The sequence below is a fragment of the Bacillus massiliigorillae genome, assembly GCF_000380245.2.
In the GTDB taxonomy this organism is placed as follows: domain Bacteria; phylum Bacillota; class Bacilli; order Bacillales; family DSM-1321; genus Bacillus_AD; species Bacillus_AD massiliigorillae.
Window position 1 is genome coordinate 2,239,665 of record NZ_HG428741.1, and the last position, 23,850, is coordinate 2,263,514.

The 23,850-nt window shown below is 34.4% G+C and carries 16 protein-coding genes and 4 pseudogenes; 8 read left to right on the plus strand and 12 right to left on the minus strand.

The features are described 5' to 3' along the window. On the plus strand, positions 1-289 hold a 289-nt coding region (locus tag TX86_RS26245; RefSeq protein ID WP_154663140.1), incomplete at its 5' end, for a transposase. A gap of 158 nt (positions 290-447) precedes the next feature. On the opposite strand, the gene TX86_RS10380 is transcribed toward TX86_RS26245, so the two are convergent. The 3 genes from TX86_RS10380 to TX86_RS10390 form a co-directional block, all read right to left on the minus strand. Next, positions 448-984 (minus strand): GNAT family N-acetyltransferase, encoded by a 537-nt coding sequence (locus tag TX86_RS10380; protein ID WP_042348641.1) that lies wholly within the window; start codon positions 982-984, stop codon positions 448-450. 437 nt (positions 985-1,421) lie between these two features. Further along, a complete protein-coding gene (locus tag TX86_RS10385; RefSeq protein WP_052343629.1) occupies positions 1,422-5,492 on the minus strand; it encodes an ABC transporter permease in 4,071 nt (1,356 codons plus the stop codon). A gap of 12 nt (positions 5,493-5,504) precedes the next feature. Next, entirely contained in the window at positions 5,505-6,206 is a 702-nt protein-coding gene (locus TX86_RS10390) for an ABC transporter ATP-binding protein (protein WP_042348643.1), read from the minus strand. A gap of 126 nt (positions 6,207-6,332) precedes the next feature. On the opposite strand from TX86_RS10390, the gene TX86_RS10395 reads away from it, so the two are divergent. Together TX86_RS10395 and TX86_RS10400 are read left to right on the plus strand one after the other, a co-directional pair. Continuing rightward, complete coding sequence (locus TX86_RS10395; protein ID WP_042348646.1) at positions 6,333-6,920, plus strand: TetR/AcrR family transcriptional regulator; 588 nt, start codon at positions 6,333-6,335, stop codon at positions 6,918-6,920. Positions 6,921-7,597: 677 nt separating this feature from the next. Further along, on the plus strand, positions 7,598-8,314 hold the full coding sequence (locus TX86_RS10400; protein ID WP_042348650.1) for a hypothetical protein: 717 nt from the start codon (positions 7,598-7,600) through the stop codon (positions 8,312-8,314). 934 nt (positions 8,315-9,248) lie between these two features. Here TX86_RS10400 and TX86_RS10410 read toward each other — a convergent pair. Both TX86_RS10410 and TX86_RS10415 read right to left on the minus strand, forming a co-directional pair. Beyond that, complete coding sequence (locus TX86_RS10410; protein ID WP_042348656.1) at positions 9,249-9,560, minus strand: hypothetical protein; 312 nt, start codon at positions 9,558-9,560, stop codon at positions 9,249-9,251. A 1,001-nt stretch (positions 9,561-10,561) separates the two neighbouring features. Beyond that, positions 10,562-13,669 carry an MMPL family transporter gene (locus TX86_RS10415; protein ID WP_042348657.1) on the minus strand — a complete coding sequence of 1,036 codons (3,108 nt, stop codon included), beginning with the start codon at positions 13,667-13,669 and terminating at the stop codon, positions 10,562-10,564. Positions 13,670-13,886: 217 nt separating this feature from the next. Between TX86_RS10415 and TX86_RS10420 the strand changes: the two genes are divergently transcribed. Both TX86_RS10420 and TX86_RS10425 read left to right on the plus strand, forming a co-directional pair. Continuing rightward, positions 13,887-14,468 carry a TetR/AcrR family transcriptional regulator gene (locus tag TX86_RS10420; protein WP_042348660.1) on the plus strand — a complete coding sequence of 194 codons (582 nt, stop codon included), beginning with the start codon at positions 13,887-13,889 and terminating at the stop codon, positions 14,466-14,468. A 340-nt stretch (positions 14,469-14,808) separates the two neighbouring features. Continuing rightward, a pseudogene (locus TX86_RS10425) lies at positions 14,809-15,924 on the plus strand (RNA-guided endonuclease TnpB family protein). Between the two features lie 236 nt (positions 15,925-16,160). On the opposite strand, the pseudogene TX86_RS10430 reads toward TX86_RS10425, so the two are convergent. From TX86_RS10430 to TX86_RS10440, 3 genes and pseudogenes are all read right to left on the minus strand, one after another. Continuing rightward, positions 16,161-17,587, minus strand: a pseudogene (locus TX86_RS10430) (IS4 family transposase). Between the two features lie 216 nt (positions 17,588-17,803). Beyond that, on the minus strand, positions 17,804-18,652 hold the full coding sequence (locus TX86_RS10435; RefSeq protein WP_042348661.1) for a hypothetical protein: 849 nt from the start codon (positions 18,650-18,652) through the stop codon (positions 17,804-17,806). Positions 18,653-18,669: 17 nt separating this feature from the next. Beyond that, on the minus strand, positions 18,670-19,191 hold the full coding sequence (locus tag TX86_RS10440) for a hypothetical protein (protein WP_042348663.1): 522 nt from the start codon (positions 19,189-19,191) through the stop codon (positions 18,670-18,672). Between the two features lie 541 nt (positions 19,192-19,732). On the opposite strand from TX86_RS10440, the pseudogene TX86_RS26255 reads away from it, so the two are divergent. Beyond that, positions 19,733-19,930: pseudogene (locus TX86_RS26255) on the plus strand (transposase); the annotation flags it as partial. 249 nt (positions 19,931-20,179) lie between these two features. Here the strand turns inward: TX86_RS26255 and TX86_RS10445 are convergent. Continuing rightward, complete coding sequence (locus TX86_RS10445) at positions 20,180-20,662, minus strand: hypothetical protein (RefSeq protein ID WP_042348665.1); 483 nt, start codon at positions 20,660-20,662, stop codon at positions 20,180-20,182. 105 nt (positions 20,663-20,767) lie between these two features. Next, complete coding sequence (locus tag TX86_RS10450) at positions 20,768-21,109, minus strand: hypothetical protein (RefSeq protein WP_042348666.1); 342 nt, start codon at positions 21,107-21,109, stop codon at positions 20,768-20,770. A 14-nt stretch (positions 21,110-21,123) separates the two neighbouring features. Between TX86_RS10450 and TX86_RS10455 the strand changes: the two are divergent. Next, positions 21,124-21,465, plus strand: a pseudogene (locus TX86_RS10455) (IS4 family transposase); the annotation flags it as partial. 290 nt (positions 21,466-21,755) lie between these two features. Here the strand turns inward: TX86_RS10455 and TX86_RS10460 are convergent. Then, the gene (locus TX86_RS10460) at positions 21,756-22,262 is read right to left on the minus strand and encodes an Rrf2 family transcriptional regulator (RefSeq protein WP_042348667.1); all 507 of its coding nucleotides are present in this window, start codon (positions 22,260-22,262) and stop codon (positions 21,756-21,758) included. 179 nt (positions 22,263-22,441) lie between these two features. Between TX86_RS10460 and TX86_RS10465 the strand changes: the two genes are divergently transcribed. Next, complete coding sequence (locus TX86_RS10465) at positions 22,442-23,083, plus strand: FMN-dependent NADH-azoreductase (RefSeq protein ID WP_042348669.1); 642 nt, start codon at positions 22,442-22,444, stop codon at positions 23,081-23,083. A 204-nt stretch (positions 23,084-23,287) separates the two neighbouring features. Here the strand turns inward: TX86_RS10465 and TX86_RS10470 are convergent, their stop codons facing one another. Beyond that, entirely contained in the window at positions 23,288-23,707 is a 420-nt protein-coding gene (locus tag TX86_RS10470) for a DUF6678 family protein (RefSeq protein ID WP_052343630.1), read from the minus strand. Positions 23,708-23,850: the final 143 nt, after the last annotated feature.

Genomic DNA, 23,850 nt, shown 5'->3' on the forward strand with positions numbered 1-23,850 from the left:
ATTTGAATCTGGTACCTTTAAGGGAACTAAAAATCATATCACGAAAAGGGGTTCCAGCAGGCTTAGACATGCTCTATTTACAGCTGTCCGTTGTGCCATTCGAGATGCACGTAAAACCCGAACGACAAAAGAACTCATCCCTCGAAATAAGAGATTACGTGAGTTTTACGATAGGAAACATGAAGAAGGCAAACCTTATCGAGTATCCATTATTGCCTGTGCTAACAAGCTTTTACATTGGATTTACGCTCTTTTAAAAAACAAAACAACATTCCATGATGTTGCTTGAAATAAATTTTCACATATCTTCAAGGAACTTCCATAATAAAGGAAGCTTATTTGTCATGCCCTACTTTTAGTATAACACGTTAGAATTTCATAATTTAGCTTAATGTTTGACAAACTATTAGCTGGTTAGTTTAAGTGTATGTATTAACAGAATGGCAATTACAATAGCATATTGTCATTATCACTTTTAAGTATTGCCATAATAATTTCATCTGAATATGCTTTATTAAAAAATAAAGACTGACGTAAAACACCTTCTTTTACAAAGCCCACTTTTTCATAGGCTCTAATTCCACGTAGATTATGACTATATACTTCCAACTGTATACGGTTTAATTTGAGTTGATCAAAGACAAAACTTAGAACTATTTTAATAGCTTCTGTACCATATCCTTTCCCTGTTAATGAAATAGAAACCATTGATATTCTGAATCCAGCTTTTTTACTTTCCTCATCAATATCGAAAATTGATAACTCCCCAACCATTTCATCACTACTTTTTAGACAAATAGCGAAATCATAACGACTAGATTCATTATTTATATTCTTTATATGTGACTTAATTTGCTCCAATGAAAAATTAGAATTGGTTCCTGTCATATAACGTATTTCTTTATCTTTTGTATATTCTAAAATATTAGGAGCGTCTGACTCACAAAGAGGTCTTAGATAAATTCTTTCGCTTTCTAATCTCATATTGAATAACTCCTCATTTCTTCTGTTTAATTAATTATTTGATTAAATGCACTTAATTTAATATTACATTAGTTATAATGCTGTGATATACCAAGAACAATTTATAAACGTTTTATCCATACACAATGCAATAAAATCCTTATTCCACTAAACTGACTCGATAGCTGCATAAGAAAAAGAGCTGAACACAGCCCTTAATATGGAGAACACTACTTTTAGTTTTTACTTAACATTCTTTTCAAGAAATCTATTTTTTAAATATCTTTTTATTATCTGCTCGATAACTATCTCTAGAAGATGACTCGTGCACACTTAAATATTGTTTTGGATTTAATAAGTAATATTTGATGTCATTCTTTTGATGTATTTCTAAATCTTTTATCTTTACTCCTGCGAAACTTCACCTAATTCATTTTGAACACATCGATTTGTAAATTCTATTCAACAGACTTTAAGGCATCTAACATATTCACATACTTCATCTTGTAATGCATTACAATCATAATAACAAACGTAATCAATAAAGTAATGCCTGTAGATAATGCAAAGTTACTAAACCATAAATCGGGACTGAACATAAACTCATCTGGGGGCAATGCAGCGATGATGAACGCATGCAGGAAGAACCCTACTACATATCCCACTAATATCCCTATAATGGATAAGATAATAGTTTCCCGATAAATGTAAAGCGTCACTTCTTTATCGTAAAAGCCCAGAACCTTAATCGTTGATAATTCTCTGATACGCTCTGACACATTAATATTTGTCAGGTTATAAATCACAACAGCAGCCAGCATCGTTGAAACAATAATCAATACTAAAACAACTTTATTCAATCCCATCATGATGGCATTAATCTGTGTGCTCATTTGAATATTATGCTGAACACCATTGACACCACTAAGACTGATAAAATCAGCTGCAATTTCTTCAATGTTTGCTCCCGAATCCTTCAAAGTAACTAATGACGCATTTGGAGATACTCTTTTTCCGAAAATCCCCTTATATTCTGTTTTATTCATGAACAAATAATGCCCCATATACATTTCCGTAATGTCGGCTATTTTCATTTCTCTTATTTGGTCGTTGCTATCCGTTAATGCAATCGTATCACCTATTGAAACCTCTAATAAGTCGGCTATTTTTTCTGAAACAACTACACCATCATTTAGTAACTCTATATTTTTACCTGACTCCCGATTTTGAAGATGCACAAATTCCCTAAAACTTTCTTCCTCTTCAGGAACTAGCAGTGTAATAGATTGACTATTGTTATTATCACCTGCGATGACCGTCAACTTTTCAAAATGAACACTGTTTGTTTGCTGAATCGCTTCATCATTCAGTTGATTATTCAGTTCCTTCATCTCACCGCTATCAAGGTCATCATTGTTGACAACAATCAAATCATACTTGATGATTTCTCCAAACTGTCTGTCGACAATACCTGACAAGGAGTTTTTAAGTCCGAAACCTGTAATGAGAAGAGCTATACAACCCGCAACGCCAAAGATTGTCATAAACATTCGTTTCTTATAGCGAAATAGGTTTCTAGCCGTCACTTTATAAGTAAAATTCATTCGCTTCCAAATCGGCTTTATTCTCTCCAACAAAATTCTTGAGCTTGTTTTAGGAGGCTTAGGCAATAATAAACTAGCCGGTTGCTCCCTTAATTCTTTCATTGCGACCAAATATGCCGATAAAACAGTACATAAAATTGTAATCACGTAAGCCACTATTGTATATAGCGGTGAAAAATGCAACTCAACATGTGAAAAAGTCGTTGTTGTTGTATATGCATTAAAAATGATTACTGGTAGCAGTATATGTCCGATTACTGCTCCTATAGCTGAACCTAGCGTACTTGACACGAATCCATACACAATAAATTTCATATGAATATCTCGATTGCTGTAGCCTAATGCCTTCAACGTTCCAATATTGATCCGTTGCTCATCAACAAATCGTGTCATCGTGGTTAAGCTTACTAAAGCGGCAATCGCAAATAGGAATACAGGGAATACATTAGACAAAGCATCTATACTCTGTGAGTTATTTAAATAGATTTTGTATCCAGCGTTATCTTTACGGTCACCTACTGTATATTTGGGCAACGATAAATCATTCACTGCTTCTTCTGCTTCCTTCAAATCTTGTTCACTTTCAGCAATTTCTTTCTCAGCTTTACTTTTCTTGCTTTCAAATTCCTCTAATTTTTCCTTGTATTCATTTTCTTTCGAGACAATTTGTTCGTTCGCTTCATCAATTTGCTGTTGGCTCTCTGATTGTTTTTGAGCAAATTCTCTCTTCGCCTCAGCTAATTTATTTTGCTTATTAGCTAGCTTGGCTTTCGCTTCTGTTAATTGCCCAACCTTGCTTTCATATGTAACGGAATTTTGGTTGAGCACTTCGACTCCTTCCGTCCACTTTTCTAAGCCGGAATAGTATGCTTTAAGGTTTTCGTTGTAAGTGGAAATGCCCTGATTATAAGTTTTTAATCCAGCTTCATATTGTTTTTCCTTTGAAACCAATACAGATTCCTGTTGAGCAAGTGTCACCTTGGCGTCTTTTAATTGCTGGTTGCCTGCATTCACTTGCGCCTGGGCTTCATTGATTTTCGCTTGAACTTTTGCAATTTGCTGGTTGCCTGCATCTACTTGTTCCTGAGCTGCAACAATTTTTGCTTGGCTTGCTACAATTTGTTGCTTACCTGCGTCCACTTGTGTTCGCGCTTCATCAAGTTCTGCTTGACTAGCTTCCATCATCGCTATTCCAGGCGTATACGTATTTGTCATAAATGAGTTATACTCAACCTGAATAGCTGCCAATTTGTTTTCGGTCTCTGTAATGCTTTGCTCTGCACTGGCAATAGCTGCTCTTACTTGGTTCAGCTGGGCTTTTAACGCCTCTATTTCTGTTTCGATTTCTTCTACTTTTGTGAAATCTCCTGCTTGTTCAGCCACCTTTTTTTCTGCTTGTAACTGGCGTATGCTTTCTACTAAAGCTTCTTGCTGACTTTGCAGAACGGCTAATTGTTCCTTACCAGACGAGAGGCCATTTTCAAGTTTGGTAATTCCGGCTTCATAGCTTGCTTTTCCATTCACCAGTTCTGTTGTCTTGGCATTTAAATCAGCTTGCTTACTGTCAATTTCACTTTGTGCTTTTTCTATTTCAGATTTCTTTTCATTCAGTGCTACCTGTTGAGTATGAATTTCAGCTTGTTTCTCTGCTAAAACAGCTTTATTAGCATCGACATCTTTTTGATTTTCATTGATTTCATTTTGTGCAGCAACCAATGATTGTTCATTTTGGGTAATCTGCTGACGAGCGCTGTCAAGCTGTGCTTTCCCTTCTTGAATCGCTTGTGCCACACTGGCTAATTGGCTGTACGTCTTATTCAACACCTCTTTCGCATAATCCAACTGATTTATGGCGGATTGTAATTGTGCCCATTTCTTATCTAACGTTGCTTTCCCGTTAGCTAATTGTTTTTGTGCCTCTTTTAATTGCCCTTCAGCTGTAGCGATTGATGTTTGTGCATCATTGAGCTGTTTCTGACCTTCCCCAATTTTATCCAGTGCATTGGCTACCTCCGTATCAAGCTTCTCTTGATTCTCAGCTATTTCACCTTTAACATCATCAAGTTGCTGCTTAGCATCATCAAGTTCAGTTTGACTATCAGCTATTTGCTGTTTAGCATCCTTGATTTCGTCCCAACCCTCATCAAGTTCAGCTTGCTTTTCTTCTTTAATCATGTCTAATCGTTGTTCGGATTGATCTTGCAAAGTGGCTTTCAGTTCAGCTTTATGCTCCTGCACTAACTCACTGTATTTATCACTATAAGCATTTAAACCTTTTGTATTTGAGAAGGAAAGACGAGCAATCATGTACACCTCTGAATCAAATGTACTCTCCGTAACGACTGCATAGCCATTCAGCTTACCGGTACCGACGGTTGTTTGTCCAATATTGTTCTTATCGACTAATTCACTTGATTTAACAAAACCGACAATGGTAAAACGATGCTTCTTTAATACGTGATTTCCTTCAACATCTTCTTCCTCAGTAAACGTGATTGTATCTCCGATTTTATATTTGCCTTCATACAAAAAGTCCAATGCAATTTCATCATCGCTCTTCGGCATAGAGCCGTTGATGATTTCATACTGAGATAACGAGCCAGGAGCCGAAAAGATACGAATACTTTCATCTGTGTCTTTTATCACAACGTCTTTCAAATAACCATATTCCACAATATCGAGCTGATTCGCCGATTCGATTAGCTGCTGATCACTCTCATTTAAACCATATGTAGAAACAATGGACAGATCGGCTAAATGATTTTTTGAAAAAAAGTTCTCTGCTGTCAATCGCATATCTGGACCAGTGACCTTCAACCCGACAAACGCAAATACACCCAAAAGCATTAAACAAGAAATCGCAAAAAATCTGCTCCATGAGCTGGTTATAGAATGATAGATATCTTTCCAAAATATTCGTTTCATCATATCCCTCTTCTACCATTCAATATCGACAATGTCTTTAGGATTATGATTGATTTCAATATTCTTGACCTTCGCATCATGCATATGAATGACTCGATCAGCAATTGACGCAATAGCCGCATTATGAGTAACGATTATCACCGTTGCACCTTGTTCTCGACTCATATCTTGCAAAATCTGTAAAACTTGCTTTCCAGTCTTATAATCTAGTGCACCTGTAGGTTCATCACATAAAAGAATCTTTGGATTTTTAGCAACTGCACGAGCAATTGCTACTCGCTGTTGTTCTCCCCCGGAAAGCTGGGCAGGAAAATTATTGACTCGTTGCTCTAAGCCAACATCTTTCAAAACCGTTTCTGCATCTAGCGCATGATTGACAATTTCAGAAGCTAACTCTACATTTTCTTTGGCTGTCAGGTTAGAAACAAGATTATAAAATTGAAAGACAAATCCAACGTCATTGCGACGATAAGTAGTCAGCTGCTTGGATGTAAAATTAGAAATCTCTTCTCCATCTATGATTACTTGCCCCTCATCGTTTGTGTCCATCCCTCCTAAAATATTCAAAACCGTTGATTTTCCTGCTCCTGAAGTTCCTAAAATGACGACAAGCTCTCCTTTTTCAATCGTAAAACTTACGCCATTATTCGCAAATACAACGGTGTTCCCGGTTTGATATTTTTTATAACTATCAATCATTTCAATATAAGCCATGGTATAGCACCTCCTTAAATGAACAACTTGTTGATTACTTTATATAATTATCATAGAATAAAAGAAATTGTGAATCAATGAACAGATTAGGATCTGGTGTTGATTTAAGAAAGTGAGATTTGAAATATGACGTCTATACGTGAAACAGGAACTAAAACGAAAATTAAACACGCATTTTTAGAATTATTAATAGAAAAGGGAATAGATAGTCTGACTATTAGTGATATAGCTAGAAAAGCGAATATCAATCGCGGAACCTTTTATTTACATTATTTAGATAAATATGATCTTTTAGATCAGTTAGAAATAGATTTTTTACAAAATATACAAATAACTTTTGAAAAATATAGAGATGATAACATAAATGATTCAGTCGAGTTAATTCCATATGAAGCAATTTTAGAGGTTTTGAAATATGCATTAGTTAATATGAAGATGCTAAGTGTATTAATGAGTGTTGGGAGAAATAATAAATTGATAGATAATTTCAAAGAAATTATTAAGGATACAATCATAAAAAAAGTGAATCTTTCAGAAAATCTTTCACTTCAAATGGAAGGATTACCACATGACTACGCAGAAGAAATGTTATTGTCAAGTATCATATCAATTATCCAATTGTGGATTAAAAAGGGCGCTTTAGAGACCCCAGAAGAAATTGCAAGTATGATAATAAAGGCAAAGAAAATTTCTCCATTTGATTTACTGTTGTGATAATAGGAAAAGGTCCCACTACCCGAAAAATGTCGAAGTTTAGTAGAAAAAGAAAGGTTCTACGGAAATATAGAACCTTCCTTCATAAATAAGATGTAAAAAAATAATCAAAATGGATTCTTTTAATTTTTAAAAAACACATACTATTTTTCAGGTTTAATATAGGGAACGATTTGTGTAGTATACTTGCAACTGATTTAACAAAAAATGAAGCTGTTAAATTAGGACAAACATATAGTGAGAAATTAGATGTACAATTCATCCATGAATAAATTCCTTATTAATTAACATAAAGTGTTAAACTTTTGATCTTTTTTAAGCTTTATCGATTGCAGTCACAATCTCGTCCTTTTTCAATCTAAGATACTCTCTAATTCTTTTGTATATTAATTTTCATCTTTTCATATTGACCTAACCTGCCCCTTTAGTTGCATAACAAAAAAGACTACTATATAGCAGCCTCGATCTTCAGCTCTAGTACCCGATTATTTAAGTGTATTTCTTTACAAACTTTACATTCATCTCATTTTTATTTGTTTCAGTATTTCTGTTTCTATGCTATATGTACTGTTCTGTTCCCTGATTTAATATATTCGCCACACTAATTACATACTTCTCTCAATATTTTTTCATATTTTTTTTTTTGCTTATACCACAAGCAACATAAAGGAGAAGTAATGAAAAAAAGATGTATTCTTATATTACCTTTACTGTTAATAATTACACTTTCTGCTGATTCTTCTACTACACACAACTTCAGTAAAAAAATAAATATTCTTAAACAATCTACAATTCAAGCAATCGAAAAACACTATCTATTAAATTTTATTAGCAATCCAAGTGTTAAGATTGAGAACGAAACTATGTATGTAAAATTAAACGTAGATAGAGAAATTTCAAATATTGAGACTGTTGAGCAATTTAAGAATTTTAAAACGCCCGCAAGAACACTTCGTTTTATTCTAAAGAATCATCCTAATAAAAGTGGTGATATCCTAAGCAAAAAAGATTTTATTATTTGCGGACAATCTGGTAAAAATACTTTTGTATATGATAGTACACTACCCAATAAAAACTCAATCTATTTATTCGAAAGCCACCTTTCAATAAATCAAAAAATCGTTTTTTCCTCTTCTGAATTTGAAAGAGTAGCTATCCAATATATTTCAAATTTAAATTATTATATTGAAAAAGTTAATAGATATGACGATTTCGACATACACAGTTACGCTCGAAACCTATTTAATATTATGACTAAGAATGGAAAGTATTATAATCCAGACATAGATGATAAATTATTTATAGAAGCGATTTGCGATAAATTTAATATAACTGTTGAGGAGTATTCTAAAATTGAGAACAAATATTATTTAGTTCCATCTTTACCCTACTGAAGAGTAGGGTTTTATTTTTTAACATAGCTAACCTCATGTTTCCCTGGTGTTTTCATCTAAAACTCTTCTTTCACTAACCTGCTCCGTTTGTTCAATAAGAACTTAAACAGAGAAATAGGCGTGTTTACCTAAAAACTCATCTACTTCCCATTTCTTAATACTGGCTGCACGTCTAGTAGATTCGTCCAATCTCGTACCTAAAAGCAAAGTAGATTCATAAGGTAGATTAGAAATAGCAAAAGGTCTTTTGGTTCAATTCGTTTAGTAGGTCCAATAAAGTTTGGCACTTTTCTAAATTCACCAGATGCCTGAGTAGAACCTCTTGCACCTTCCATTAATTTAGCAATCTAAGAAAGAACTTTGGAAATAGTAAATTCGCTCTTTCGTTTCTTTGATTCGTGCCGGATCTTTAAACCAAAGTCCTGTAGGTAAGTACGGATAATTATCCCCATCACCTTCATAATCAAAGAAATTACGTATAGATTTCACGATAGATTGAAAAACGTCTATTCAAGATTTTAATTTGATTTTGTTGGTATTCTGTATATTCTATTACTCCTTCCTTGTTCTCGAAAATCGCAACAAATTTGGCGCGTTCTCCATCATCAGTGATTTTAAATGAGTTGATATATCCTAAAGGCCTTTTATCTTCCTCGTTATATAGCAATTCAGATAAATTTGCTTTAAGGACTACTCTCATATATTTTTTGAATTTCTTATCACTGATAGTTAATCATCCTCTCGATTTATTGGTTTATTTAATGTTGAAAATAGCAAAGTACATTTTTCCGTTCATTAATAGCGGACTAATATTCGCTTCAATTGGCTTTCCGTTTCATCTTTCACTGCCGGCAATTTCTTTCCGTCCGAAATTAGCGTATACATATGTCTCGCTCCTTTTAAATTAGGTTTTGGCCAATAAAAAAAGCTGCACTTAGAAAAGTTGCAACTGCTGGGTTTCATCATCAAATTCATACCCTGAATTCAGTTCATACGCGACTTTATTACGGTCTAGAATAGTCAATTCGTTCTCATTACTCTTAACGAACGCTATTTCAACGTCAAATTTATGTTCTAATTCATAGTCTACAAAGATAGGCTTCTTCTCGAATCTCCACCCTTTACGTAGACGAACAAAAACATAAGGATCAACCACACCGAATGAATCATCTTGCTTAACGGTATTAACTGGCTCGATTAATTGTTCTTCTGTATCTAAATCCATAATGATAGCTTCACCAATCACATTCGTATCTTCTCCGATTTCTCCAATGAAGAAGCGTACTCCACGTAATTCATAGTGCTTTTCATAGCTCTTATTTGGAATCCAGGTATCTAATTCAATTTGACGGTCAAAGCGTGTATAATACTTAAACTCGCCCTCTTTTTTAACAGTAGAAACGTCAATGTCGAATTCTTCTAATTCATAAGATTCAAATATGAGTTCTCCATTATCATCTTCCTCTTTAGTTTCTAAATTAAGATAGGTAGATGGATTTTCAATAATCCCTTCACTTAAATCAAATAAATCGCACCAAATGGTTGCTTTAAAAATTTCACCTGTGTCCTCATTTTAGATTACAGCTTCACCAACTTCAAAATTTGGTTCATCTAAACCGCTATCTAAACGATATTCTAATACTTTAAATTGATAAAATGTGCTATCTTGAGTCATTTTAATTTCCCCTTAATTATAGAGTTTGTTGTTTTATACTTTTAAAGTTGTCGTTACCCTTTACTGTATGTTCAAGCCTCCTTGAAGTATATGTTGTTTTCATTTACAAAAAAAAGAGCATTCCAAAGGATATACCCATCGTAGTGAAACACTATTTTCTAGATTTAAAATATAGATAAAATTCCCCTTTCTTGTTTAGATACACACGACAAAAAAACCTATAAGGATTTATTAGTTTAATAGACAGACTCCAAGTAGGAAAATGTTACTCTAATAACCTCATAGGTTTAAGTTCGTGTTTTGGTTTCGCTGTTGTGCGAAAAATAGTAAATTAAAAATTAAAAAAGTAAATCTACTTATAGAATACCATATTAAAAGGATTTCAACCATAATTTATAGTCGCAATTATTAAAAATCATAAACAAACTACTACTAACTCATTGTGAATGGTTTTCTCGATTAGTATCTATTATCTACATTTATCTATATAAGGTGTCTCATTCTTCACCAGTTGTATGCTAATTTAATTATAATTAAATATGCTATCTAATTAACTTACAAATAACATTGATTTACTTTTTAATTCGTCCTATTTTGCGAATTCGATCCATTCCACTTAACAAAGCTGGTATTAAAATCGGTAACATTACAAAGCTAAGTAAGAATAGACCGAGAATAACAGTAATGGCTATTTCAATTAGTGTAAGAACCCCTGAAGGAATTAATGCCGCAAATGTACCTCCAAGAATGATTGCAGCTGATATAACAACGCCACCGATGTGACGTGCGGAATCCACAATAGCTTTCGTAGAATTACCATCCAACTCTCTATAGCGCATCATTAAGAAAATACTGTAGTCTACGCCTAGTGCAACAATCATAATGAAACTAAAGAACGGTACATTCCATCCTAGCTCACTTACATTTAGAAGTTTATTACTTATTAATTCACACATACCAAGTGCAGAAAAGTATGTTAATACTAAAGAGGTAATGATAAAAATCGGTTTCCAGAAAGAGCGAGTAATAATGATCAGAATGATCCCAATTCCAATTAGCATTATAGCTGCTGTTCGAGCGAAATCCCCACTAGCAATCTCTTCAAGATCCACATTTTGAGATGTTCTACCACCAATTGCTACTGTCGCATCACTTAGTTCGCCACTTTGGATGATAGCTTTTATCTCTTGTTCTACTCCGTCTACAATTGTCATTGCTTCCTTTGAATAGGGGTTTACATCTAAAATGATGCTCATTCGAGCTATTTTTCTATTATCAGACATATACATATTCAACGATTTTTGGAATTCATCACTTTCTAAAATATCTTTTGGAATATAAAGTTTTTCAGAAGCCTTTGATTCACTAAGACCTGTTAAATAATCTTGGGCACTGGTTAATCCTGTGCTAACTTCTTTTAAGCCTTTTGTACTTGCTGATAACCCTGATTGTAAGGTTTCCATTTGCTTTGCTAAATCCGTTAGTCCAGTAAGTAATTGCTCTTGTCCTACATTTATCATCGTTAATCCTGTTTCAAGAGCTGGTGTTTTGCTTGCAATTTGGTTGGAGCCATCTGCAGCTGTCTGTAATCCATTCTTTAAGCTAGCAGAACCTTCGTGTAGCTGATTCACACCTGCTTGTAATTGTGAGAGGCCACTGTTTACTTTGGCAAGTGAATTATTTGCTTCTCTAAATGATTTCATTGCACCATCATATTGAGGTGTTAGCGCTTTTAGTTTTACTGATAACTGGCTTAACTGCTGCTTTCCAGCTGAAGCAATCCCTAGCGTTGTTTGTACATTCACATCATTGGCCAACTCTGGTTTTGCCTGCACTAGTGCGTTCATTGAACCTTCAATTTGCACATAACCTTTGCTTGCACTTTCAATAGCTTGACTAATGCTTGCGAAATAAGTACTAAATGAGGATAAACCTTTTTCAAGTTCCGTATAACCAGTCAACAATTGTGGCATGAAACTCGCTAAAGAATTCATATTTTCTTTTACAGAAGCTAAACCGTTTTCTAGTTCTTGAGCGCCATTCGCTCCTGCGCCTACACCGTTCGTTAACTGATTAATTGCTTTCCCTAAACTCGAAACACCTGTCTTCAGTTCACTTGTTCCATCAATTAATGCCTGAACATTTTGCACACCACTCGTATCTGTTTGACCCAATTGTTTCTCAGCTGAAGACAATCCATTATTGATTTTTCCAACACCTTCATTAGCGTCGCCTAAACCATTATTGACTATTTTTGATTGCTCTGTGATATATAAGTCATCTATTTTTTCTCCTGCTGGACGAGTAACTGTCATTACTTTTGATACACCATCAACTCGCGAAATCTGCTCAGCTATATCATCCAATGCTTGTAATGATTTTGCATTATCTAATGCTTCATTTGACTGTATGGCAAGAATTGCTGGTGAAGAAAAGCCAGCAGGGAAATGATCTTCAATGACCGTGATTCCTTTCTTAGAAGCATAACTATCATCAACTTCTAGCAAATCATTGTAGCTTAATGAATTACTGTTATTGATGACAAAGGGAACACATAAGATTGCTATAAATACTAAAACAACTAATGGTCTTAAAACAGAAATCTTAGCTAAAAATCCCCAGATTTTACTGTCATTATGTCCATTAAATGTTTTCACTGGCCAGAACATCTTCTTCCCTAATAAAGCCATAAAAAATGGATTTAAGGTCATCAAAACCAGTACGAGTACAGCTACCCCAATCGCCACGGATGAACTCGATTGGTATAAGCTGAATTCTGCCAAAACAAGCGCTATAAATCCAATAAACACTGCGAGCGCGCTATACATAACGGTTTTACCAGCTGTTTTATACGTTACTCTAACGGCTGTCCAACTATCTTCTTGCTTCACCAGTTCTTCCTTAAATCGAGTGAAAAGCAAAATATTATAATCTGTCCCAATACCGAATAAAATAACGACTAAAAATACTTGCGTAAAATTAGAAAATGGATAATTAAACTGATCGACTAAATGCGCAACGATTCCGAGCGACACTAAGTAGGATATACCTACTGTTAAAAGAGAAACGAACGGTACGATTGGTGAACGGAAAACAAGAATCAGTACAACGATGATAAAAATAATCGCTATCACTTCTGTTTTCTGTATACCCTCTTGAGTTGATTGAACAAAATCTTCCATTACAAGCTCGTTTCCTGTTAAAAAGGTATCTACATTCTTACTATCTACAATTTTAGTAAGTTCCTTCGATACCTCAGAAATTTCTCTATCATTCTTTTCAACTGAAAGCTGTGCCAGAATTGTTGTTCCATCTTTAGAAATGAGTTGTTTTTTCGTTTGTTCATTATCTAAATGTGTCACAATATCCTTAATACCTAACTGAGATTGTTCGCTTTTTAGTTCTTTAATTATTTTTCTTACTTCTTCTTTTTGTTCATTTGTTAATGCTTGATCATTACCACTATTAAACACAGCGATGATTTGATACTCTTCATCACTGTCTTCATCCATTTGATTGAGTATATCTGCTGCTATATTACTTTGAGCACTTTCAGGAATAGTAATTTGTCCCTTTTCCCTTACCAATTGACCTAAATTTGGCATCGTCGCAACAAGGATGATTGTAACTACTATCCATAAAACGAACGAAGCTAATCTCCAATTCATTACATTCTTCATAATTATTTCTCTCACTTTCAATTTACTTAATTAAGGATGATCTTGGTTTCTAGATACCCCTCATAAAATTATACAAGTGTATACTTTTGGTTGTAGATAAAGTATACTTAGCCTCATAAATAGGGGCAATGTTCAATTTTCGTCGATATGTATAACTTTGAACATTCACTGATCATAGTGTTCAACTTTAGAAAATAATTTTTAGGAGTGCAAAAAAATGAGTGGGAAAGCAGAATACAAAAGCGCCGTTCGTTCGAGAAAAATGATTAGGCACGCATTTGTAGAATTAGTATTGGAAAAGGATTTTGAGAAAATAACTGTTAAAAATATTGTGGAAAGAGCTGAAATAAGTAGAGGGACATTCTATGCTCATTACTCGGATATCTATGCTATCATTGAAGAAATAGAAAATGAAATAATGGGAAAAATGGTAGATTTTCTCGATGATTTTACAGCCAGCGAATTAATTCAAAATCCTATGCCATTCTTTGTTAAAATGGGCGACTTTTTACAACAAGACATTGAATTTTATCGGAAGTCCGTCTTGGTACAAGGGGCATCTTGCTTTATAGTGAAATTAAAAGACGTTCTTATAGAAAAAATAATAAGTTATCAAGAAACCATACAATCCAATCAAGAACGTCAAGAATATATATTACGTGTGCATCTTTTAGTAGGTGGGCAAATATCAATATATCAAGATTGGTTAGCAGGAAAATTCGACTGTTCATTAGAAGAACTCACAGAATCCGTTAGCCAATTGATGATACAAGGGTTTCAACCTTATACTTTTAAATAAAAATGCAACACTTGAAATCTTTGCGGATGATAAACAAGAAGAAGTAGTTTCAGCAGCACTTAAGTCAATGCCAGATTAAGTTCTCTTTTGCTTTCTTAGTAAAGTTAAACATTGTAGTAACTCCCTATTCTGTGTTCGCCTATTCTAATTTACTCGGATGGTTCAGTTTCTTTTATTTAACTAATCCCAAAAGAATTCTCCTTCCTCAAAAAACGTGAAGAGCGATAGCTCATTTTTTAGGCGGGAGATGAATTTTGGTTGGCGTAAGCCAAAGGAATTTCCATTAGACAAACGTTCGTTCGATACGATATGATAAGTGCTTCAAGCGAGGTGAACTAATATGACGAAGCAAAACAAAGTCTATAAATTCCGTATTCATCCTACAACTGTACAAGCATTGATTATTCGAAAAACATTTGGTTGCGTTCGATTTGTGTATAACAAAATGTTAGCTAATCGCACAGCAATCTTCGATTTGTATAAAGATGATCGTGAATCGTTAAAAAAACAAAAAATGCCTACTCCAGCAAAGTATAAAGCTGAATTTGAGTGGTTAAAAGAAGTAGATTCTCTTGCTTTAGCCAATGCCCAAATGAATTTGGAGTCTGCTTATAAGAACTTCTTTGCGGGAAATTCGGACTTTCCAACATTCAAAAGTAAAAAAGATAGAAAATCCTATACAACGAATGAGGTAAATAGCAATATTGCGCTTCTAGACAATCATATTAAATTACCTAAATTAAAACTCGTAAAAATCAATCAACATAGACAAGTCCCTGTTGGGCACAATATTAAATCGTGTACGATTCCAATGACACCAACGGGTAAATACTATGTGTCGATTTTGACTGAATATGAAAAACAAATAGTGCAACCCAAATTAGAAAAAGTGGTTGGACTAGACTTTGCAATGGCTGAATTATATGTAGATAGCGAAGGTAAGAAAGCCAACTACCCTCGTTTTTATCGTCAAATGATGGACCGCCTAGCAAAGGCACAAAGAGTATTATCGAGAAGAATCAAAGGTTCTGAACGTTGGAAAAAAGCAACGTCTTTTTGTTGCGAAATTACAGCAAAAAGTAGCTAACCAACGCAAAAATTTCCTTCATCACAAATCCAAAGAACTAGCAACAGCGTTCGATGCCGTTGCAGTCGAAGATTTGAATATGAAAGGGGATGTCTCGTGCGTTAAAATTCGGCAAAAGCGTTGCAGACAATGGTTGGGGTATGTTCACAACCTACTTAACTTACAAACTAGAAGAGCAAGGAAAGAAACTTATCAACGTTGATAAGTGGTTTCCTTCTACTCAAACGTGCTCTTGTTGCGGAAATAAAAAAGAGATGCCTATGTCTGTACGTACATATGAATGTTCTTGTGGCTCTATTATGGAACGTGATCACAACGCTGCAATCAATATCAAGAATAGAAGCCATACGCCTATTGGCGTTAGAATAGAAAGATATACATATATAACCTTTCTGAACAAGGGCGTTAGCTCGGTCAATTTGGGTAGCTAGTAAAAGTACCTATTACCTGAGAAGCCCCCGCTTCAAACAAGCCTGTAAGGGGTCCTACCACATACCCATCAAGCTAAGAACGTAGATGCTTAAATTCGCCTGCCTATTTTTCAAAGCGAGAAAGCAATCGAAAAATAGGCATATCAAATAAGCCTAAAAAAATGGATTTTTGAGCTAGGCAACTTGTTTAGGTTCGATTGTTCTTTCATACACCACACCGAGAATATCGAATAGCGTCTTTTTCTTGTATCGATGACATTTCCGACCATTCTTCTTTAATAATTGATACAGTCGATGAAGGACTTTTAGAAGTGCTTCTGTATTCATAGACATAGCTTGAAATAATAAGGGAAAGTAATCTTTAATCATGTAAATGGCTTTGTACTCGCTTAGTTCTTGCTTCTTTTTTTCTAGTAGAAGCTGTCTCATTTGAAACATGGTTGATGAGCATAGAAAGATAGAGATGAGTTGTCCGTACAAGTGGCACTCCAAGCGTTCTTTTTTCATCTTTTTACAGGCATCAATTTCAAAGAATGATTTCCATGTTTTAAATAAATTTCAATTTGCCAGCGAAGAGAATATAAAGCATGGACATATTCTGTTGGCACGACCTGTGGTGAAGTGTTTGTTATATAGACATTCATTCCCATTAACCGTTTACTCTTTTCCTTCATAATAATTCCTTTTTTCTTTTCACGTATGAGTTGGTTTTTTAAGCGTGTTTGCGTTTGATCTTCTGTCAAACGATGAAGGATAACACGAGCTGGTAGTTTCTGATTTTGCCCAATATAGGCATCGGGAATTTCCATCGTTTCACCCTGTTCTAACTGATGCATGAACTCTGTCATATGGAGCTGAAGGTATTCTGTTTGCTTTTTCAGTGTGCCATTTTTAAAGTATTCCGGCTCTGGATTTTTGACATAGACACGAGTATTCAGTTTTAAACGAGAGATATAATAGGCTTCTTTATCATGAATCGCTTGTAAATCCTTCAAATCAAAGTAACCAAGATCACGCAAGCATAAATCATCTTTTTCCACAGTATGAATACAAGCTGTACCGTATGTTTTATCGTTGTTCTTCCCTGGTCCAACTTGTACATGAAGAAATTGACCACTGAGTAAATCGTATTCGAGTTGAATTTTCACTCCTGCAGTGTTACTACTGCCACCTGATCCTTGATAATTGGCGGCAAAGGTATCTGGCAACTGAAAAACCGTTGCGTCTAAAATACGAATACGATGGAAAAGAGAGAACATATGAGCAGATAAAGAATGAGTCGAACAGAGTTTTTGTTGGAGAAGATTAGAAAAAACTTCTCGAAGAAAGGCAACAGCTACTGGATTAAATCGTTGATTCAGCCCTTCTGGACTCATCAATACCCCTGTAGAAGCATCCAATAGGCTACATAATTGAGTCAGGGACGTGCTAGCAATTTCTTGACTATACCATGAACAAAGAGCAATCAATTCATTTGCTTGATATTTGCTTAAACGCTGGACAAATCCTACTTGTTTAGCCATATCATGTAGTACGGTTGAGGATAAAGAGGTTTGTAGTTCTTGGGCGAAAAGATACAGTTCGTCCGAAATAATAGACATAAAAAACGCCATCCTTTCTCGTAAATTTCTTACGCTAAGCATAGCGTTTTTTCGGTTTAAGGGTCAGGATTTAGCTTAGCTTGATGGGCATGTGACGCTAACCCCTTGTTGGCATAAATTAATAATTAGGTGTATGAAAAAGAAAATCTATAGTTTCATAGAAAAGAAATAAGGGCTAATTTAATAGCCCTTATTTACGTAGTCCATATTCTATTGTTACATCTGTTTAAAAGTAGAAACAGCTGCCGGGTCATAGTTTGTTGTAGTTACTGGTTTATTTAATACGATGTTATGTGTTACTAACGTTTCGATAACGTCAGTACCTTCAAGTAGCTTGTATCCTAGCAAAATTCCAGTATCTTTCGCTACATAAAGCTCAAACTTATCTATCCCATCATACTTTTCTTTAAATCCAGCATCAAACACGCCATTAATTGTTACAGCGTCTAAACCGTTCATCTTGACCGTTTCACCAATTTCCCAGTTTTTATAGTCTTTTAAGTAATTCATAGCTAATTCTTGTGGGAATAAAGATTCAGAAGCCCTCGACATGATAAGATTTTCTTTTCTGTAAATAGCCGCTAATTCACCATCGCTAAGCACTTCATATCTTGCTAGAATTTGGCTTGCTGCATCCGATGGTGTTTTGCTTATAGTTCTTGCTTTCGCTACAGTTTGAGAAATTGGAATCGTATCCATAACATCTACTGATCTTGTTTTATAAAAAACGGTCGTTGTTTTATCATTAGAGAAATTTTCTAATGAACGAGGTACTCCTTGATCTGCTGTTTTCACCGTACCCGTAGGGTTTGCTCCTAATGATACCGCATAATCAACTGTGTAATTGGCATGTCTTCTATCGTTTTTTAAAGTAAACGAACCTTCAGCTGAACTATAAAAATCTACTGCATTCATCATTTTATATTGAATATCTTCTTTATCAGACACCGTAACTTGTGTTGCCTCAACCTTTTGTGGCTTATCCGTTTTCGTAATGAAATCACCACCGAAATAAATTCCAGCACCTGCAACTAAAGCTACCCCTATACCGATTACTTTTTTCATTTCTTTTCATTCCTCCCCTATTTTTGTTCTATAGCATCTGCACCAGTTTTTTGATACGCTTCTGCTGTATGTGGCGATACGTATACCCAATTATACGGAAAATCGTATGGTGGGAACGTTAGAGAACCAATATATGACCAACCTGCCGTTCTTATTTTGTATTGATTAATATAAGCAATTGTTACTTCTTGTCCCGAATTCCCGTTGTAAGCAACATACTTTGCATTATCGTTGTCGAATCCTGAGACATTTAAGTGAGCAAACAATTTGTGATTATTTGGATTTGCACAGAACCCATGTCTCCAATAATATTTAGTATTTCCGTCTCCACCCGTAGCCGTTCTATGGTTTCCACCTTTAGAAGCTGAGTTGTAATTTAGTATCCATGACCCCGACGACTTATTTGCGCCACTATCATTATCGATAGTTACAGTAGTGCTTCCACCACAATAAGCGGCATAACTTTTTTTACTTGGGATAATAAAAAAAGTTGATACGATGATGCTAAAAACTAAAAAATATGCCATTGCCTTTTTCATTGCTTTACACTCCTTTTGTCTATCTTTTCTGAATTTTTTATACATGCGCTAGTCTAACAGCATATGTATACTTTGTAAAACTAAGGAGTTTTTGGATTATTATTCATGTCTTCACAAAAAACTAATTTTGTCACTATTTTTTCCAAATTCTAATACCTTACTACCCTTTTTCTAGATGTATTTTATCCATCCCAAATACCTATTTTAAACGCTTTATCTAGTAACATTACTTACCATAACTACTCTTATCACTAAATTCTGGAGATTCATACTTAGGACGTATAGAAAACCCACCATATGTGCCTACTTTTATTGCATAAAGAAGCAAGGGGTTATAAGATGTATCGCAATTTCATAATTAAAAATCATAAACAACAAGGTTCTGATTCTCAAAGTCAAGTATATGCTGACTTTGTTAGGGCTGATTCCCCATCGCTATCAAGCTAAGAAAAACAATTACCCCCAAAACGAAAATTTTAGAAGTTCTTTTTTCATTTCGGGGGATATATCGATTGTTAGCTTAATGGGCATGTGACGGTACCCCTATTCTTCTTGGCAGCGTGGTTCGAATGAGAACGGAAATGGATTGCTTCGTGAGTTCTTTCCAAAAGCAACCGATTTAGCAAAGGTTTCAAATAACGATATCTTCCAAGCTCTTACGTTAATTAATGATAGACCAAGGAAATGGATTGGATGGAAAACTTCATACGAAGCGTTTCTAGAAGAATGTCGCACTTAGCTTGACAAACCGTCATGTCTTTCTCGAAATGAAATGCGCCAAGCACTAGGCCTAAGCGTTAACCGTTTTAGGTATTCGCTTGACCGTTTGAAAAAATCAGGTTACATTACCTCTGAAAGTCGACATTTGCCGAATGGAGGACAACTTGAGAATGCTTATGTTGTCACTCCAAAAGGAAAACGATTGCTTGCTGAGATAGAGGAATAATCTAATTCGAGATAGATTTTTAAACTGAACCGGTGAACTAGATTAAAACAGTTTATAGTCTAAAACAATGTCTTTCATAAGCTTGAGACTTACTGCATCAATCACTTGGACTCCGACAACAATTTGACCCTTGAAATTCTGGTGATTCACGCGTAGTTCTATATCTACAGCTGCTTGGTTGGACTTTAGTAAACAATCTTCGAATCCACTTGAATCGAATTCGATATGATCGACAAGTAATCTAGTCCATTGGATTTTTAGATTATGATTTGCTCTATTTTTGACGATAAAGCCCAGTATGAATTCACTCGTTACCTCGTCATCAGCAAGACTCGATAGTTGCAAATAGATTTCTTCATCATCTTCAAACACTACGTTTATTCCATAGTCTTTTTCGGTGCCAACCCATTCAGCCCAGTCTTCATCGGACCAGCTATCCATCATCTTCGTATCAAAAATCTTTTTATCCTTAGTTCTATCAATATTTACTATCTTTTGTTTGATTTCTTTCTCTTTACCATTCATCTTTGTTCTTCTCCCTTATAACTTAGTAGAATCTAGAATATAGAACTTATCTATGTAGCCTTTAAGCAAATGACCAAGAAACGATATGCTTCTTGGTCATCTATTTTATCGTATTGGTTCTCCTCTAAACCATGGGTAAGATGTAACGACTACCCAGTCATAATCAGAATAGCCAGCCCAGTCACTTCCTTTATGGATGTAAACGTGAACTCTATTATTTTCCCGTGATAAATATAATACTTTATATCTTCTATTAGATATGTTTGTATAAAGTAATTCATCTGACCCATTCAATACAGGTAGAACAACATTATCCATGAACCCTTTTTCTGTATAGGTCCAAAAGAATTGTGAAGCGGTCCCGACTTTAAAATCTGGAACACCTTGGACTTGTAAATGTCTATTTTTTATGTGGCAATACCCAAATGATGAGGCTGTTCCTACCATAATAATTTGATGCCTGTAAAAAGATAAAAAAAGAACGCCTAGAGTGCCACTTATACGGTCAACTCATTGGCATTCTTCTGTGCTCATCAACCATGTTTCAAATGCGACAGCTTCTACTAGAAAAAAAGAAGCAAGAACTAAGCGAATATAAAGCGATTTACATGATTAAAGATTACTTTCCGTTATTATTTCAAGCGATGGCAATGAGTACAGAAGCACTTCTACAAGTCCTTCATCGACTGTATCAATTATTAAAAAAGAATGGTCGGAAATGCCATCGATACAAGAAAAAGACGCTATTTGATATTCTCGGTGTGGTGTATGAAAGAACAATCGAACATAAACAAGTTGCCTAGGTAAAAAAACAAATTTAAATAGGTTTATTTGGTATGCCTACTTTTTAAATTTCTTCCTCACTTTGAAAAATAGGCAGTCAAATTTAAGCATCTACGTTCTTAGCTTGATGGGTATGGGGTCCTACCAACAAAACGCGGAAAACATACGCTAAGAGAATTTCAACCTAAAAAAGTCGGATTCCTGTAATGGAACCGACCTTTTTAATTTGGCTTATTGAGCTAACGCACCTGATAGTTTAAGTACATTTATTCACAATCTAACCTAAAGGATTCACCACTTTAGGTTAGAATCAAATTGTACCTTTTTTAATAAAATAATTTCTTGAGTCTTCTCTTATCTTTTTTGATACCACTGAATCAAGTTCCTGATTCAACCAATCAAGTGTCTTTTTTTGCAGATATTCACGCATTTGATTTTCAGCTTCTAACATAACCAAGTTAATCGTACAAGTAGAGTTAGTTGTACACGATTGACATTTTTCATCGTCTTGATACATCACGTTATTTTTTAAGATATTTTTGCATTGAAAAATCGGCTTAATACCTTCAACTGCCCTAATTACATCCCAAAAAGATATTTTATTTGGTTCTTTTGCTAATTTATAACCTCCATTCACACCAGAAACAGAGGTTACAATGCCAGCCTTAGATAACTTACTGAATACTTTCGATAAATAGGTTTCTGATAATCCTTGAAATTCTGCTAAATCCTTAATGCCAATGGTTTCGTCATCAGGTATATCTATCAAATACACTAAACTGTGTAAAGCATATTCAACCATTACACTATACTTCATATTTATTCACCTACTCTCCTATAAAAAGATATTTTATTATTCCGCATAGAAAAAAACAATAAGTGTATATCTTTGACGGAAAAAGAAAAAAGTTATATATTAATCGTAGACAATTTTAATCCACGATTATTTTTATCTACGATTAATATTATATAGGAAATTTTAGGAGGAAAACAACTTTGAGTAAACTTTTAATTATTAATGCACACCCTGAATTCGATTCCACAACTTCCGTTAGTTTAAATGCCTTACGTGATTTTATGAACGCTTATCAAGAAGATCATTCAGATGAAGAAATCATCGAGCAAATCAATTTATATGACGATTATATTCCTCAGTTGGATAAAAATACTTTCTCTGCTTGGGATAAACAAAGAAATAACCAATTGCTAACTGATGAAGAACAAAAAATTATCACACGTATGAATGAGATTCTTCAACAATTTAAAAGTGCCAATAAATATGTTATTTCTTATCCCTTGCACAACTTCAATGTACCTTCAAAGTTGAAAGACTATATGGATAACATTTTGATTGCAAGAGAAACATTCAAATATACTGAAAATGGTTCAGTTGGGTTATTATATGATGGTCGGAGTATGGTTGTTATACAAGGAAGTGGTGGCATTTATACAAATAACGATTGGTACACAGAAGTAGAATATTCTCATAAATATTTAAAATCTATGTTTAATTTTATGGGAATAGAAGATTATAAAATTATGCGTATTCAAGGAACTTCTATATCAAATCGTGAAGAATTGTTACAAAATGCTTCTGATGAAGCCAAACAATTGGCTTCACAATTAGCAAAAAAATAAAGGGATTAATTAAAGGGAAGAAAGCGATATTTTTCGATTCTTCCCCTTTTTAATAATAAATAGACACTGCATACTTTTTTAAAAAAACAATTACTCAGTTATGTTATTTCTTATTAAACTATCCTGCGGCGTTAGTTCAGGTGTAAGCCTTCACAAACTTGTTCTCGTTTTAACATAAATCAACCTTTTCCTTTAACATAGCCTTTATTTTTTAGAAAGTAATTCGGTATTTGATAGGTATCCATAAATATAAAAGTCATTGTTTTTTTCAACATATGGTATTTTTAACTCTTGTAACAATGTGCGAAATTCATTTGTAAAATCTATAACTTCATCCTGTATAAGTATTCCCCTATGTTTTAGATATCTAGGTTTAACTCTTATCCATTCCACTGAATAAAAAGGTAATATTCCCTCTACCCAATCTCCTAAGTACCATACATCACCCTCAAATAATTCAGGTTTAGGAGTATCTTCTAATACATATTTAGCTTGATAAGGAGGGAGAATTGGGAAATCATTTATTATAGATTTTTGTAATTTTCCCCACTTAGTATTATTCATAATAGGATACAAATTATTTTCGGATATCCGACTATTTATTTTTTTCTTTAAAGGATCCAAAATCTCATCTCCTTTAAAATCCGCTTTTTATTTTACCATATTATAGCATTCCTTCTTCAACTAAACTGCCCCGTTAGCTCCATAACAAAAAAAGACTGCTAATGAGCAGTCTTGATATTAAACTCTTATATTAACTTCAAAAT